We start from the raw sequence: 14,408 nt of genomic DNA on the forward strand, positions 1-14,408 counted from the left end.
CGTCCGCATCGTGATTGCCGAAATGTGCAAACAGCTTTCCTGATATCCCGACGGCAACTGCCTAGTAGCATTTCCTCGCATAGTGATTGCAGCTATCTTCGACAATGCAACTTACCACTCAGACACCAGATCGCTGGCAAGCAAGGAGTTTAGCTGGTGCCGTTTCACCAACAGCGCCGCCCAACCCAGGGCACCACACGCCCCCCCCCCCGCGCCCATCTACGACTTAGCTTGTTTGCCATCAGACCTAGCACCAATAGGCTGGCTCCAATTGAAATAGCGCTATGGCATGGAGCAATGAAGACACTGTTTTTGCTGATGGCTCAGTACGACGGCCAAGCTGTAATACCTATCGAATGGGTGTGCCGAGATTTCCTCGGCCTTTCGGTGGACAAGTTCAAACGCAAGCGCCTGATGGGAGAAATCGACCTTCCGGTGATGCGACTGGGCGCTAACTCGCAGAAGGCCAACCTCGGCGTGCATTTGGAAGATCTCGCTGCCTACATAGATAGACAGCGCGAGGCCGCGATCAGAGAGCAGGATCAGTTGATGGATCGACGACGCCTGGCCTGAAGCACACCCCTTCTATCTTCTGCAGGCTCCGGCTCTACACGTGCTCCAAGCACCACAGAGGCCCCGATTATCCTCTCCAGCCAAGACCAGTCCTTATAGGGATCTCCTCGCCCATTCAGATGCGTATAACGGCGCATGGAGTTCCAATCGCGATGGCCCGATACACTGGCAACCCTCGGTATGTCCCACTCCATCTCGAATAGCCGGCTCACGCCGTCATGGCGCAGATCGTGGAAATGCAAATCCTTGATAGCCAAAAACTTGCAAGCACGAGTGAACGCCGCAGAAATTGAGTCCGAGTAGTATGGGAATATCTCTCGGCAAGACTTAGGCATGCTCTGAACAATCCGCCAGGCCTCATCTGGTAGATGGCACCAGACATCATTACCAATCTTCTGTCCGGGATTTTTCATATCTCGAACAAGTACCGCCTGCCGCCGATCATCCAGATCCTCCCAGCGAATCCGAGTGATCTCTTCCTGCCTGCGTGTAGAGAAAATCGCGAAAGCTATGACCTTAGGCATGTGTATAGCGCTTGGCCTACGCGCCTGGAGATCAAAAAAGTAGGTGAGCAATTTGTCCAACTCATCCTTGCTAGGTCGCCGATCACGCTCTCGACTTCGAGACACCATACCCAGTTTACGCAGGACCTTGCGCGCATCAGCCATGGCGCTCGCGTCGACCTCATATCCCCAGGCAGGCTTAGCGACTGACAGGACCGCGCCGAGATGTGCGAGATCGTTTCCAACCGTCTGCGCCTGAACACCACCCCCCTCCTGGCTCATCCGCCATTGCGCGTACTCGACCAATTTCTGGCTCGTCAGATCGACATCAGCAATTTCACCTAGCCAGGTTTCGCTGATCGCTTTCAAGGTAGCCCGCTTGGTTTTTCCGAGCGGACGTATCAGTTCGTATTCATCAAGATAGCGCTCAATGATTTTCTTGAGCGGCACATCCTCCCGCGAAGCCTTCTCAAGAGCACCGGGCAACGCCAGCTGAGCCTCCCTCCTCATCATCCAGGCGCGAGCAACCGGCTTACGGTCGAACGACTGGCTTTCTTGGTAGACTATGACCCCCTTACGGCGCAGCCGAATCTGAACCGTGTACTTGGTCTGCCCGCTTTTGTTCACGCGCCGAGTGATCGTTCCCACATCGCTCACCATCCAGTGCTAAAAATGCATTTACCAGTGCTAAATTTTAGCACCACATGCGCAAAAACGGGCAAAAACAAGCCTTTTTGGCCTCTAACCGACCTAAACAAATGCCTCAAGAATCAGCCTCAAACCCAGAAACCACGCGCCATCCCCTGTCCCGCCGTTTTTCCGTCGCCCCGATGATGGATTGGACTGACCGCCACTGCCGTTACTTTCTTCGCCAGCTGTCGAAGCACGCCTTGCTCTACACTGAGATGGTCACCACCGGTGCGCTGATTCACGGTGATCGCGAACGTTTCCTGCGTTACAGCGAATGCGAGCATCCCATCGCGCTACAGCTGGGCGGCAGCAACCCGCAGGATCTGGCCACCTGCGCGAAGATGGCCGAAACCCACGGCTATGACGAAGTGAACCTCAATGTTGGCTGCCCCAGCGACCGGGTGCAGAACAACATGATCGGCGCCTGCCTGATGGGCCATCCGGCGCTGGTGGCCGATTGTGTGAAAGCCATGCAGGACGCCGTAAGCATCCCGGTCACGGTCAAGCATCGTATCGGCATCAATGGCCGTGACAGCTATGCCGAGCTATGCGATTTCGTCGGCCAGGTGCGTGACGCCGGCTGCCGCAGCTTCACCGTACATGCCCGAATCGCCATCCTCGAAGGCCTATCGCCGAAGGAGAACCGCGAGATCCCCCCGCTGCGCTACGACGTCGCCGCCCAGCTCAAGCAGGATTTCCCGGACCTGGAAATCATCCTCAACGGCGGTATCAAGACTCTCGAGGAATGCGAGCAGCACCTGCAGACCTTCGATGGGGTGATGCTCGGCCGCGAGGCTTATCACAACCCCTATCTACTGGCGCAGGTGGACAGCCGTCTGTTTGGCGCCACAGACGCTGGCATCAGCCGTATGGATGCCCTGCTTGCACTGAAACCCTACGTTGAACGGCATCTGCAAGAGGGCGGCACCCTGCATCACGTCAGCCGCCACGTACTCGGCCTGGCTCAGGGCTTCCCAGGTGCGCGGCGCTTCCGCCAGCTGCTGTCGGTAGACATTCACAAGGTACAGGACCCGCTGGGCCTGCTCGACCAGGCAGCCGAACTGCTACGCGGGCATTAACAGGCCGCTAATCGGGTGTGCTCAGTCGATAGCGACTGCGCCCGGTGGTTTGCACCAGGCCGTTTTCCTCCATACGGCGCAGCACCTGGCGCACGCTGACCAGAGACAGCGGCTCGCCGGCCTCGCTCAGCTGTCGGTGCAACTCGCGCGCCGAAACGCCCTGCTCATCATTGGCGCTGCACAGCGCCTCCACCACCTTGAGCCGGGGCATGCTGAAGCGCAGCCCGACAGCCTGCAACCAGTCACGGCACTGGCGCGTATCCGGTCCCGCGGAAACTGAACGAGAAGGCAGGGTTCGGGTCGACATATTCGGGCTCCTTGGCGGCTCGTCTAAAGTCGGACTCCACCGACTGCAGTGCATTCTCACGCACTGTCATAGGTAATGACGAACGAGTCAGCGAAAACCACAGCCCTGAAAAGGTAAATTTTGTAAGTGACCCGACCGTTGAGCGCCTTCGGCACCTCGGGTAAGGTCATGCCATCTGCAACGACAAGGCCTCGTCATGACCTCCAAGCTGGAACAACTCAAGCAGTTCACCACCGTAGTCGCCGACACTGGTGACCTCGACGCCATCGCCCGCCTGCAACCGGTGGACGCTACTACCAACCCCTCGCTGCTGCTCAAGGCCGCTGCCCTGCCCCGCTACGCCGACCTGCTACGTCAGGCGATCGATGCCGGCAAGGGAGATCAGGGCCTGGCCTGCGACCATTTCGGGGTAGCCGTCGGCCAGGAGATTCTCAAGGTCATTCCGGGACGCATCTCAACCGAGGTCGATGCTCGCCTATCATTCGACACCGACGCCACGTTGCTCCGCGCCGAACGCCTGATCGGCCTTTATGAGCAAGCCGGCATCGGCCGCGACCGCGTACTGATCAAGATCGCTGCCACCTGGGAAGGCATCCGCGCCGCCGAACAACTGGAGAAAACCGGCGTGCAGACCAACCTCACCCTGCTGTTCGCCTTCGCCCAGGCGCAGGCCTGCGCCGATGCCGGCGTCTTCCTCATCTCCCCTTTCGTCGGTCGCATTTACGACTGGTACAAGAAAGCCGAGGGCCGCGACTTCGTGGGCAGCGAAGATCCGGGCGTGCAATCGGTGACGCGTATCTATGACTACTACAAGGCCAACGGCTACGACACCGTGGTGATGGGCGCGAGCTTCCGCAACCTCGGTCAGATCGAGGCGCTGGCCGGCTGCGACCGCCTGACCGTCAGCCCCGAGCTACTGCAGAAACTGGCCGAGGACGAAGGCCAGCTGACTCGGAAACTGCAGCCCGGTGCGACCGGCGAACCTCGCCAGAGCCTCAACGAAGGCGCCTTCCGCTGGGCCTTGAATGAGGACGCCATGGCCACCGAGAAACTGGCTGAGGGCATTCGCCTGTTCACCCGCGATCAGGAAAAGCTCGAAGCACTGCTGGCCGCCAAGGCCTGAAATGACGAAGGGGCGTCAGCCAAGCTGACGCCCCTTTCAATCTGAAAAGCCCAACCGAGAATTCAGTGCCGTTCCAGGGCGCTGACCAGGTCGTGGAACGCCTCGCGGTTGGAGTCGTTGAGCCCCATCAGGATGCGGTGCGCCTCCAATACCTTGGCCTTGACCACCTCTTCGGATTGATCCTGTGACGGAAGATCATCCAGGCATTCCGGGCACGGAATTGGCCGATCAACGATATTGAATACCTGATCGAAGCCCATGGATTCCAGAAGACGGGTAATGTCGTCGTGAGTGGTGACAACGGTCGGCAACAGACCAACTTTCTGCCGCGACAAAATGGACAATTTCGCCAGCAAGCCAAGAGTAGTACTGTCGATACTGCGAGTTTCGGTCAGGTCGATGACAATGGCCGAAAAATTCAACGCGGTAAAAATCTTTTCAATCGTGGCATCCAGTGCTGAACACAAGGTCAGACGGACTTCGCCGACGAACTTCAGGACGAATGTTCCGTCCTGCTCGGCAAATTGGATGCGACCGGGGCTTATCCCAGGGTTCATGCAAGGTTCCTGCTTAACACCAGCAAGGCGATATCATCCGGCATCTCGCCCAGATTGGCCAGACCGAGAACTTGACGCAAACCGCTTAGCGTACCGCCAGCCTGGCTAACCAGTTGTGGCAACGCCAGTTCCTTCTCTTTCAGCGTTTCGCCCGGCAACAGATCGAGAATGCCGTCCGACAGCAGGGTCAGGCTGAAAGACTCCGGCAACTCCATCACCAGATCACCGTATTCAGCCTCCTGAAACAGGCCGACCGGCAGGCCCCGGCCCTCCAGGTAACGCGCCTGGCCGTTCTCGAACAGCACCGGCAGGGGCAGATGCCCACCGACGCTGTAGGTAAGCATGCCGTTCTCCTCGTCGATCACCCCGCCAAGCATGGTTACATGTTTGCCCAGCTTGCAGTTGATCAGGCCACGATTGATGTGGCCGAGGACATCGGATGGTTTGAATTCAGGCAAGGTGCCGTTGCGCCGCCACTCGTAGAGCAGCCGGGTGGTCATGAACTTGAGCAGCACGGTGACGAATGCCGAGGATGCGCCATGCCCGGAAACGTCGGCCAGATAGAAGGCGATGCGCCGCTCGTCGATACGGAAGTAATCGACGAAGTCGCCGGACAGGTACAGCGAGGGAATAATCTGGTGCGCGAAGGTCAGTCCGTCAGTCTGCCAGGGCGTTCCCGGCAGCATGTTCATCTGCACCTGGCGGCCGGCATTCTGATCCTCCTGCAGCAGGTGCAGGCTGGCCTGCAGCTCGCGGTTGGTCGCCTCCAGCTTCTCGCGATAGCGCTGGTTCTCGACGCGCAGCCGCGAACGATCCAGCGCGCGGCGCACCGAGTGCTCCAGCACGGCGAGGTCTTCGAGGGGTTTGATCAGGTAGTCGGCAGCGCCAAGCCGCAGGGCTTCGACGGCATCGTTCATCACGCCTGCCCCCGAGACCACGATCACCGGGACCTCGACGCCGAGCGCATTGATACGTCGGATCAGTTCAAGACCGTCGACCTGCGGCATGCGCAGGTCACAGATCATCAGGTCGGGGCCTTCCTGCTGGAACACTTCCAGCCCCTGCAAACCGTTGTTGGCCTGCAACACCTTGAAGCCGCTGTCCTCGAGGTAGGCCGCGAGGCTTGCACGCACGACATCGTCGTCGTCGATGATCAGCAGAGTGGCACTGGTTTTGTGCATGGGGTATCCAGGCAAACTGCGCCAGGGCAATTTTGGTCACTGCCCGTGGCGCGGCGCCGCTCATTGGCGCCAGGGCGATTTCAAGGGGCAGACGGTACTCCCATCTGCCAGCCGATTCAAGCCGGGACCGGTCGTCGTTCGGCGGCTTTACAGGTCAAATCGACGAGAGTTATAAGAGCCGCGGAAGAGCTCATAAGAAGAGGACAGGGTCCATGAGTCAGAATGATCGAGCGTACAGCGAGAAACGCGACTACATCCGCATGCGACTGGAAGCAGCAGTCGTCCTCCATCACGCTGGCCGGGAAATCCCTGCCCTGTGCCTGGATCTCTCCAGCACTGGCATGCAAATCGAGGCGGAAGTCGCCTTGAGCATGGGTGACAAGGTCAAGGTTCACATCCCTTCCGAACACAGCGAGCTGGCGGGTCTGGATGCCCAGGCTGAGGTGGTTCGGGTAAACGATCTGGGCGATGGTCGACAGTCGCTGGGCCTGGCTATCATCTCCATGAGCTGAAATCTGCACTTACGAAAAAGGCGGCCTTGGGGCCGCCTTTTTTTTGTATCCACGGAGCGTTGCTTACGCAGCCGTGAGCTCATCGGATGCTCAGAAATCGTCTTCGACTTGTCCATCCTTGATCTTGTACTCACGGCTCTGCAGGTAGGCATTGCGGATGAAGATGTACTTGTCGCCGCTAATCAGGCGCTCGGCCTGCAGCAGATTGGCTCGAGTGTCGACTACCTGAACGCCCCGGGTAACGTTACGGGTCGGCACGTGATCCATGTACGGGTACGGCGTCAGCAAACTGTCCGGTACTCGCCCCGCGGCATCGCGCACCGTGCTTGGGCCGAGGAACGGGATGACCAGGTATGGGCCACTTTCCAGACCCCAGACGCCGAGAGTCTGACCGAAATCCTCGTTGTTCTTCTGCAGGCCCATGTGCTTGGCTACATCGAAAAAGCCAAGAATACCGAACGTGGTGTTGAAGATCAGGCGACCGGTATCGACACCGGCGTTATGCAGCTTGCCCTGCAGCAGGTTGTTGGCCAGGTTGCCGACGTCGCCGATATTGCCGAAGACATTATGCACGCCATCTTCGAGAAACTGCGGCGTAACCGCCCGGTAACCCTGCGCCACAGGTTTCAGCGCATAGGTATCGAGGGTATCGTTGAAACGAAAGATAGGGCGATTGAAACCTTCCCAGGGGTCTTCTTCCGAAGCAGCCTGGCCCATGGCAGGCAACAGGCTCAGGCTCACCAGGGCCATCAGGCCACCCAGGCGCGCGATCCAGCGAGCACCGATCACATGCATTGAAATCTCTCCTTGAGGGAAATAAGGTGGCCACCGCCAGCGGCCCGAAGGGCGCGTAGTATAAAGCCTGGAGCCCGCATTGGGCAGCATAGCGAAGAAAAGCGATGAGCGATAAAACCCTGCTGCACACCGCGCATATCCCCGTACGCTGGGGCGACATGGACAGCTATGGGCATGTCAATAACATCATCTACATGCAGTATCTGGAAGAAGCCCGCGTCGCCTGGTTCAAACTGGCCGGGGTAGCCATAAGCAACGTGCCGTTCGGCCCAGTGGTGCTGCAGACCCAGCACACCTATCTCAAACCCGTGGTGCATCCCGCCACCGTGGTGGTGGAACTTAAGCCCGGTGCGGTAGGCCGCAGCAGCCTGGTGATCGAGCATCGGCTGAGCACCCTCGAGGATCCGCTGACGGTCTATGGCGAGGGTTACTGCAAGCTGGTATGGGTCGATCACGCCAGTGGCAAGTCAGTGACTCTGCCCGAGCACGTGCGCGCCCTGTTCACCGTCACCTGACGGTCATATTCCGGTCATCCGATGTCGCTAGATTGGCCTGGGCCATTGCCACGGATGATCCCATGCCCTTCTCCTGCACTGCCCTGATCTTTCAACTGTCCGGCTGCCTGGTCGATTTCGGTGCCCGCACGCTGCCTGTCGCACTGCAACGCTTGCATCCCGAGCACACTGTCAGGCCTGTCGCTGGCACACCTCAGCAGGCACTGGAAGCCTGCCTGGGCAAACCGGCGACAGCAGCGCAACTGCAGGCACTGGAGCAGGTCCTTGGCGAAGTCGCAGGCGCGCATGCGGAGCTGACCCCTGGCGCTGCCGAGCTGCTGCAAATTCTGCATGACAACGGCACGCCCTGCGCCTGGCTGGACCACCTGCCAGCCGATGCCAGCTTGCGCCTGGCTCAGGCACTACCGGCGTCCATCGAGGCGGTGACCACCGCCCAGACCAGGCCATGGCCTGCGCCGGAAAGTTGCTGGCAGGCACTGACTCAATTGGGTGTCGAGCGCCTGGAAGGCTGCATCGTCGTCAGCGGCAATCCATCGTTGCTGCAGGCTGGGCTCAATGCCGGCTGCTGGACCATCGGCCTGGCCGCCTGTGGCCCGCTGTGTGGCCAGGCTCCAGCCGACTGGCAGGCACTCGAGGCAATCGAGCAGGAGCGCCTACGTGCCGAGGCCACGCTGCAGCTCTATCGCCTGGGCGCTCATTCAGTGGTCGACCATCTGGGCGAGATCAAGGCCAGCCTCGAAGATATCGGCATGCGCCGCAGCAAGGGCGAAAAGCCCTGAGCGCTTGATCGGGATCAGGCAAAGCCGGCCCGCTTGGATTAACCTTGAGGTACGGGCTGAAAACTTCCCGCAGCGCGGGGGGTCAATGTCTATGCCGATTCGACAAGGAGAACTCTATGCCAGCAAACGACCTGCAGCAGCAATTGGAAGCCCTCCAGCAGCACCTGGCTCAGGACACGCCTCTCAGTGAGGAAGAACGTGCATCGCTGTACCTGCTGACTCAGGAAATCGAAGTGCAACTGGCGCGTGAAGCCGCAGCGGCGCCCGACGCCACACTGGTAGACGGCGTCAATCTGGCGGTGGAGCGTTTCGAGGCCAGCCATCCCACCCTCGCCGGCACCCTGCGCAATATCATGCAGAGCCTCGCCAACATGGGCATCTGAACGCCCGCGGAAGCTGCCGAGAACTCAAACAAAATGCCGCCCAATGGCGGCATTTTTCATGGACTACTGACGCGCCAGGCGAGCATTGTCCGGGGTGATCGCTTCGCTGCTGCGGTACGGGTTGATATCCAGCCCGCCGCGGCGCACATAGCGCGCATAGACGCTGAGCGATTGCGGCTGCAGCAGGCGCTGCAGATCGAGGAAGATGCGCTCGACGCACTGCTCGTGAAAGTCGGCGTGCTGGCGGAAGCTCACCAGATAAGCCAGCAGGCTGGCGTGATCCAGCGCCGCGCCCCGGTACTGCACGACCAGGCTGCCCCAGTCCGGCTGGCCGGTGACCGGGCAGTTGGACTTGAGCAGATGGCTGTGCAGGCGCTCCTCCACCACGCGACTCGCATCGCAACGCAGCAGCTCAGGCTGCGGCTGGTCGTACTGGCTGACGCGGATGTCCAGCTCATCGATGCATTGGCCCGGCAGCGTCGCCACGCCCTCTGCCGACACCTCGCCCAGCGAGCGCAGGCGCACCGCCACCGGCTTGCCGGCTACCGCGGACAGGTCCCGAGCCAGGGTGGCCTGAACCTCGTCCCAACTGGCGAACGCGGTCTGGTTCAGCGAGTTGAGGTAGAGCTTGAAGGACTTCGACTCGATGATGTTCGGCGAATCGGCCGGAATGGCGAACTCGCCGATGGCCACCACCGGTTTGCCGGACGGCAGCAGCCAGGACAGCTCGTAGCAGTTCCAGTAGTCGACGCCCTGATAGGGCAAATTGGCGCCATCCAGGCCCAGCTCCGCCCACTTGGTGGTGCGTGAGATGGGGAACAGCAAATCGGGGCTGTAATCGGCGATGTACTGGCTGGACTTGCCCAGCGGGGAATATTCGGCGGGGTGCTGCATGGCGCGCAATCCGGGGTAGCGAAAAACCGCGCGAGTTTAACGGGTTGCGCGCCAGGCCGCACCCGCGAAGCACGACGCCGACCACCTGTAGGAGCGAGCTCTGCTCGCGCATTGCCTTACAGCCGGAAGCTTCGCGAGCAGAGCTCGCTCCTACAACAATGAGTTCCGCAGCGTCCTGTGGGAGAGGCTTTCGGCTCGGGCATCCTGCTTCGCTCTACCTCCTGCATCCCTGCAGTCGTAGCCGCGACAGCTGCAAAAGCTCGCCGCCAAAGCGCCTCCTACAAAATTCAGACTGCTGCCGGCTCCTGCTCGATCATCCGCAGTGGCGCCCAACGCCTCAGCAGCAGATACAGCGTGGGGATCACATAGAGGGTGAAGAAGGTGCCGACCAGCAGCCCGCCGACGATCACCAGGCCGATCTGCTGACGGCTTTCGGCGCCGGCGCCGCTGGCGATGGCCAAAGGCAGCGAGCCGAGTACCATGGCGCCGGTGGTCATCAGGATCGGCCGCAGGCGCTGTACCGAAGCCTCGATCACCGCGTCGCGCAGTGCCCTGCCCTCACGCAGCAGGTGGTTGGCGAACTCGACGATGAGGATGCCGTGCTTGGTGATCAGGCCGATCAGGGTCACCAAACCGATCTGCGAATAGATGTTCCAGGTGCCGCCGAACAGCTTCAGCGCCAGCAAGGCGCCGGCCATCGACAGCGGTACGCTGAACAGGATGATCAGCGGATCGCTGAAGCTTTCGAACTGCGCCGCCAACACCAAGAAGATGAAGGCCAGGGCCAGGGCGAAGATCAGCAGGATGCCCGAGCTGGATTCCTTGAAATCCCGCGAGGTGCCGGTGTAGTCGTACTGCGTCTCCGGCGGGAATACCTCGCGGGCGGCCGCCTCCAGATGATTGAGCGCCTCGCCCAACGTGTAGCCCGCCCCGACGTTGGCACTGATGGTCACCGCGCGCAGTTGGTTGAAGTGGTTGAGTTCGCGCGGCGCCACCGTCTCGCGCACTGCGATCAGGTTGGACAGCTGCACCATGCCGCCTTCGCGATCGCGCACGTAGACGCGATCCAGATCCTGCGGGTTGCTGCGGTCGATATCCTGCAACTGCACCAGCACGTCGTACTGCTCGCCGTTCTGCTTGAAGCGGGTCACCTGGCGACTACCGAACAGGCTCTCCAGACTGCGCCCGATCACCGACACGTCGGTGCCCACGGCCGCGGCCTGCTCGCGATTGACGGTGATCTTGAGCTGCGGCGAGTTGAGCTTGAGGTCGCTGTCCAAGCCCTCCAGGCCCGGATAATCACGCATGCGCTCCATCAGCTGGTCGACGTAGCCCTGCAGCTCGGCGTACTCCATGGACGAGCGGATAACGAAGTTGATCGGCTGGTTGCGCGCGCTCTGCCCCAACGGCGGGCGGTTGACCGGGGTGACACGCATGCCGGCAATGTCCTGCAACCTGGGCAGCAGCTCGTTACGGATCTCGAACTGGCTGCGCGCACGGTCGCCCCAGTCCTCCAGCTTCATGAAGGAAATGCCCTGGGCCACGGTCGGGAAACCGGCCACCACAAGATAACGATTGGTCTCGGGAATGCTGGCATAAGCGGCCTCGACCTCCCGGGCATAGCGGGCGGTGTAGTCGATGGTGGCGCCATCCGGGCCATTGAACACGCCAACGATGGTGCCGGTGTCCTCGGTTGGCGCCAGCTCCGAACGCAGGCCGCTGAACAGCCAGGCACACAGCACGAAGGCCGCCAGCAGCACGCCAAGCACCAGTGGCCAGGCGTGCAAAGCACGATCCAGGCTGTGCTTGTAGCTATAGGTCAGGCCATTGAGGAAACCTTCGATCAGGTTGTACACGCGACCGTGGCGCTGCTCGTGCTGGTGCGGTTTGAGCATGACTGCGCACATCATCGGTGTCAGCGTCAGGGCAACGAAACCTGACACCAGCACCGAGCCGGCCAGGGTCCAGGCGAACTCGGTGAACAGCTTGCCGGTGGTGCCCTGCATGAAGCCGATCGGGGCGAACACGGCGGCCAGGGTCAGGGTCATGGCGATCACCGCGAAGGCGATCTCGCGGCTGCCCTTGAAGGCGGCCTGCATGGGCTTCATCCCCGCCTCGATATGCCGATGGATGTTCTCCAGCATGACGATGGCATCGTCCACTACCAGGCCGATGGCCAGGACCATGGCCAGCAACGTCAGCGTGTTGATGGTGAAGCCCATCAGCGACATCAGGGCGAAGGCGCCGATCAATGATACTGGGATGGTCACCAGCGGGATCAGCGTGGCGCGCAGCGAGCGCAGGAAGATGAAGATGATCAGGATGACCAGCGCCACGGCTTCCCAGATGGTGGTGAAGACGTTGTCGATGGACTCGCGGATGAACTGCGAGTTGTCATTGGCCACCGTCATGTTCATGCCGTCGGGCAACAGCGCCTTGACCTCGTCCCAGGCCGCCGCGAGGCCATCGGATATATCCAGCGGGTTGGCCGTAGCCTGCTTGACCAGACCGAGGGTCACCGCCGGCAAACCGTTGAAGCGCACCACCGACCTCTCGTCGCGCGGCCCCACTTCGGCGCGACCGACGTCGGACAGGCGCAGCAGGTAGCCTTGCGAGTCATCGAGGATCAGCTCGTTGAACTGCTCCGGCGTGCGCAGATCGGTTTCCGACAGCACGCTGAACTCACGCTCGCGTGACTCGATACGGCCGGCCGGAATCTCCACGTTCTGCCGGCGCAGGGCGTCCTCGACGTCCTGCACGGTCAGGTTGTGCGCGGCGAGCTTCTCCGGGTCGAGCCAGATGCGCATGGAAAACGTCCGGGCGCCGCGCACCTGCACTTCGGACACGCCGGGAATGGTCTGCAGGCGATCCTTGATCACCCGCTCCAGCACGTCGGTGATCTCCATCGCACTGTGCTGCTGGCTGTGGAAGGCGATCCAGATCACCGGCTGGGCGTCGGCCTCGACCTTCTGCACGATGGGTTCGTCCACCTCGTCCGGCAGCAGGTTGCGCACCCGCCCCAGGCGATCGCGCACGTCGTTGGCCGCCTCGTCGGCGCTGCGGCCGAGACGGAACTGCGCGGTGATCTGGGTGTTTTCCGCACGGCTGATGGAGGTGACGAAGTCCAGCCCCTCGATACCCGAGAGCACATCCTCCACCGGCTGCGCCACCTGCGATTCCATGATTTCCGGGCTGGCGCCGGGATAGGTGACCTGCACGGTGACGATGGGCACGTCGATATTGGGGTATTCGCGCACGTTGAGACGGTCGTAGGCCATCAGACCCAGCAGCACCACGATCAGCGACAGGACGGTGGCGAAGACCGGCCTGCGAATGCAGACGTCGGAGAGCGTCACGGCTGGCGCTCCCCGCTCTTGCTGCGCACCGCCAGCCCTTCGCGTACCCGCTGCCAGCCGGCGCTGATCACCGTCTCGTCACCCTGCAAACCCTCGCGCACCTCTACCAGCCCATCGAAACGCTTGCCCAGGATCACCTCGCGGCGCTCGACCTTGCCGTCCACCAGCAGGTTGACCAGCAGCTTGTCGCCCTGCGGCATCACCGCCTCCTCGGGAATCACCAGCGCGTCGGGGCGCTCCTCGAGAATCACCGACACGCGGACGAACTGGCCTGGGCGCAGGCGGCGATCATCGTTGCCGATATGGGCGCGGATGGCCTGGCTGCGCCCGGCTTCGTCCAGACGCGGATTGATGGCGAAGATCTCGCCGCGAAAGCGCTCGCCAGGGTAGGTATCGAGGGTTATTTCCACGGTCTGGCCGAGGCGCACCTGAGCGACGGCCTTCTGCGGAATGCGGAAGTCGACCTTGAGCGGGTCGAGCACCTCCAGATTGACGATGTTCTGTCCGGCGCTGAGGTAGTCGCCGACACTGGCCTGGCGCAGGCCGAGCGTGCCGTCGTAGGGCGCCTTGATCTGCGTCTTGTCGAGCCGCGCCTGAGCCAGGGCCTGGCTGGCACGCGCGGCCTGCAACTGGCTCTGCGCCTCATCCAACGCCTGTGCGTTGCTGGCGCCACGCTGGAACAGCATCTGCGCGCGCTGATGGTTCTTTTCGGCGAGATCGAGATTGGCCCGGGCCTGGGCAAACTCGGCCCGGGTAATGGCATCGTCGAGGCTGACCAGCAGATCGCCGGCAGTCACCGCCTGCCCCTCGCGGAAATGCAGGGTGGCCAGACGCCCTTCCACTTCCGGACGAATCATCACTGACTCGTCGGAACGCAGCGAACCGAAGGTGATCAGCTCGTCGCGCACCTCCATCTGCCGCACCGGCACGACCTCGACCATCGGCCCTTCGGCGGCCATTGCAGGCAACGCGCAAAAGCCCAGCAACAGCCACGGAAGCGCACGCAACAGCCCGGTCATGATCTGCCCCTTCTTCTTGGTAGAGGCGGAGTCTAACCGGCTGCTGCGTCGGTGCCAGCCTTACAAGTTATTTCGCTATGTGTTGACGTGGACAGGAAGAGGATAGGCAGTTGCGAAGAGGGCTTATAGGTGTTCAGCGGTG

At 61.4% G+C, this 14,408-nt stretch carries 15 protein-coding genes; 7 read left to right on the forward strand and 8 right to left on the reverse strand.

The genetic code is table 11. The annotated features are described in order from the left end of the window. Positions 1–297: 297 nt before the first annotated feature. Entirely contained in the window at positions 298–573 is a 276-nt protein-coding gene (locus DXK50_RS04975; protein WP_074915953.1) for a pyocin activator PrtN family protein, read from the forward strand. On the opposite strand, the gene DXK50_RS04980 is transcribed toward DXK50_RS04975, so the two are convergent. Beyond that, a complete protein-coding gene (locus DXK50_RS04980) occupies positions 543–1,736 on the reverse strand; it encodes a tyrosine-type recombinase/integrase (RefSeq protein WP_212629567.1) in 1,194 nt (397 codons plus the stop codon). The genes DXK50_RS04975 and DXK50_RS04980 overlap by 31 nt on opposite strands. Before the next feature lie 98 nt (positions 1,737–1,834). Here DXK50_RS04980 and dusA point away from each other — a divergent pair, with 98 nt between their 5' ends. Continuing rightward, on the forward strand, positions 1,835–2,845 hold the full coding sequence (gene dusA, locus DXK50_RS04985) for a tRNA dihydrouridine(20/20a) synthase DusA (RefSeq protein ID WP_212629568.1): 1,011 nt from the start codon (positions 1,835–1,837) through the stop codon (positions 2,843–2,845). Between the two features lie 7 nt (positions 2,846–2,852). Here the strand turns inward: dusA and DXK50_RS04990 are convergent, their stop codons facing one another. Next, positions 2,853–3,152, reverse strand: coding sequence for a transcriptional repressor (locus DXK50_RS04990; protein ID WP_212629569.1), 300 nt, complete (start codon positions 3,150–3,152; stop codon positions 2,853–2,855). Between the two features lie 196 nt (positions 3,153–3,348). On the opposite strand from DXK50_RS04990, the gene tal reads away from it, so the two are divergent. Then, positions 3,349–4,275: a transaldolase gene (gene tal, locus DXK50_RS04995; RefSeq protein WP_212629570.1), complete on the forward strand. Its 927-nt coding sequence runs from the start codon at positions 3,349–3,351 to the stop codon at positions 4,273–4,275. 62 nt (positions 4,276–4,337) lie between these two features. Here tal and rssC read toward each other — a convergent pair whose 3' ends face one another. Both rssC and rssB read right to left on the reverse strand, forming a co-directional pair. Continuing rightward, positions 4,338–4,820: an anti-sigma factor antagonist RssC gene (gene rssC / locus DXK50_RS05000; RefSeq protein ID WP_024308595.1), complete on the reverse strand. Its 483-nt coding sequence runs from the start codon at positions 4,818–4,820 to the stop codon at positions 4,338–4,340. Positions 4,821–4,828: 8 nt separating this feature from the next. Beyond that, on the reverse strand, positions 4,829–6,013 hold the full coding sequence (rssB, locus tag DXK50_RS05005) for a two-component system response regulator RssB (protein ID WP_161867797.1): 1,185 nt from the start codon (positions 6,011–6,013) through the stop codon (positions 4,829–4,831). Between the two features lie 212 nt (positions 6,014–6,225). Here rssB and DXK50_RS05010 point away from each other — a divergent pair, with 212 nt between their 5' ends. Beyond that, the gene (locus DXK50_RS05010) at positions 6,226–6,525 is read left to right on the forward strand and encodes a PilZ domain-containing protein (RefSeq protein ID WP_161867798.1); all 300 of its coding nucleotides are present in this window, start codon (positions 6,226–6,228) and stop codon (positions 6,523–6,525) included. A gap of 90 nt (positions 6,526–6,615) precedes the next feature. On the opposite strand, the gene DXK50_RS05015 is transcribed toward DXK50_RS05010, so the two are convergent. After that, a complete protein-coding gene (locus DXK50_RS05015) occupies positions 6,616–7,320 on the reverse strand; it encodes an MlaA family lipoprotein (RefSeq protein ID WP_212629571.1) in 705 nt (234 codons plus the stop codon). A gap of 104 nt (positions 7,321–7,424) precedes the next feature. Between DXK50_RS05015 and DXK50_RS05020 the strand changes: the two genes are divergently transcribed. The 3 genes from DXK50_RS05020 (at position 7,425) to DXK50_RS05030 (ending at position 8,997) form a co-directional block, all read left to right on the forward strand. Continuing rightward, positions 7,425–7,835, forward strand: a complete 411-nt coding sequence (locus DXK50_RS05020) for an acyl-CoA thioesterase (RefSeq protein ID WP_212629572.1) — start codon at positions 7,425–7,427, stop codon at positions 7,833–7,835. A gap of 62 nt (positions 7,836–7,897) precedes the next feature. Continuing rightward, complete coding sequence (locus DXK50_RS05025; protein ID WP_212629573.1) at positions 7,898–8,614, forward strand: HAD family phosphatase; 717 nt, start codon at positions 7,898–7,900, stop codon at positions 8,612–8,614. 116 nt (positions 8,615–8,730) lie between these two features. After that, positions 8,731–8,997 carry a DUF4404 family protein gene (locus tag DXK50_RS05030; RefSeq protein ID WP_161867802.1) on the forward strand — a complete coding sequence of 89 codons (267 nt, stop codon included), beginning with the start codon at positions 8,731–8,733 and terminating at the stop codon, positions 8,995–8,997. Between the two features lie 63 nt (positions 8,998–9,060). Here the strand turns inward: DXK50_RS05030 and queF are convergent, their stop codons facing one another. From queF to DXK50_RS05045, 3 genes are all read right to left on the reverse strand, one after another. Continuing rightward, on the reverse strand, positions 9,061–9,891 hold the full coding sequence (queF, locus tag DXK50_RS05035; RefSeq protein WP_212629574.1) for an NADPH-dependent 7-cyano-7-deazaguanine reductase QueF: 831 nt from the start codon (positions 9,889–9,891) through the stop codon (positions 9,061–9,063). Positions 9,892–10,178: 287 nt separating this feature from the next. Next, positions 10,179–13,247: an efflux RND transporter permease subunit gene (locus DXK50_RS05040; protein ID WP_212629575.1), complete on the reverse strand. Its 3,069-nt coding sequence runs from the start codon at positions 13,245–13,247 to the stop codon at positions 10,179–10,181. Beyond that, positions 13,244–14,266, reverse strand: coding sequence for an efflux RND transporter periplasmic adaptor subunit (locus DXK50_RS05045; RefSeq protein ID WP_212629576.1), 1,023 nt, complete (start codon positions 14,264–14,266; stop codon positions 13,244–13,246). The genes DXK50_RS05040 and DXK50_RS05045 overlap by 4 nt, the downstream gene beginning before the upstream one ends. Between the last annotated feature and the right edge of the window lie 142 nt (positions 14,267–14,408).

Source organism: Pseudomonas sp. KB-10 (genome assembly GCF_018221585.1).
GTDB classification, from domain to species: Bacteria; Pseudomonadota; Gammaproteobacteria; order Pseudomonadales; family Pseudomonadaceae; genus Aquipseudomonas; species Aquipseudomonas yangonensis.

Bases quoted from the DNA above. Each gene is read 5' to 3' on its own strand.
- DXK50_RS05020 (WP_212629572.1), top strand. From the start codon at position 7,425: ATGAGCGATAAAACCCTGCTGCACACCGCGCATATCCCCGTACGCTGG.
- tal (WP_212629570.1), top strand. From the start codon at position 3,349: ATGACCTCCAAGCTGGAACAACTCAAGCAGTTCACCACCGTAGTCGCC.
- DXK50_RS05025 (WP_212629573.1), top strand. From the start codon at position 7,898: ATGCCCTTCTCCTGCACTGCCCTGATCTTTCAACTGTCCGGCTGCCTG.
- DXK50_RS05045 (WP_212629576.1), bottom strand. From the start codon at position 14,266: ATGACCGGGCTGTTGCGTGCGCTTCCGTGGCTGTTGCTGGGCTTTTGC.
- DXK50_RS05015 (WP_212629571.1), bottom strand. From the start codon at position 7,320: ATGCATGTGATCGGTGCTCGCTGGATCGCGCGCCTGGGTGGCCTGATG.
- dusA (WP_212629568.1), top strand. From the start codon at position 1,835: ATGCCTCAAGAATCAGCCTCAAACCCAGAAACCACGCGCCATCCCCTG.
- DXK50_RS05030 (WP_161867802.1), top strand. From the start codon at position 8,731: ATGCCAGCAAACGACCTGCAGCAGCAATTGGAAGCCCTCCAGCAGCAC.
- rssB (WP_161867797.1), bottom strand. From the start codon at position 6,013: ATGCACAAAACCAGTGCCACTCTGCTGATCATCGACGACGACGATGTC.
- DXK50_RS05010 (WP_161867798.1), top strand. From the start codon at position 6,226: ATGAGTCAGAATGATCGAGCGTACAGCGAGAAACGCGACTACATCCGC.
- queF (WP_212629574.1), bottom strand. From the start codon at position 9,891: ATGCAGCACCCCGCCGAATATTCCCCGCTGGGCAAGTCCAGCCAGTAC.
- DXK50_RS04980 (WP_212629567.1), bottom strand. From the start codon at position 1,736: ATGGTGAGCGATGTGGGAACGATCACTCGGCGCGTGAACAAAAGCGGG.
- DXK50_RS04990 (WP_212629569.1), bottom strand. From the start codon at position 3,152: ATGTCGACCCGAACCCTGCCTTCTCGTTCAGTTTCCGCGGGACCGGAT.
- DXK50_RS04975 (WP_074915953.1), top strand. From the start codon at position 298: ATGAAGACACTGTTTTTGCTGATGGCTCAGTACGACGGCCAAGCTGTA.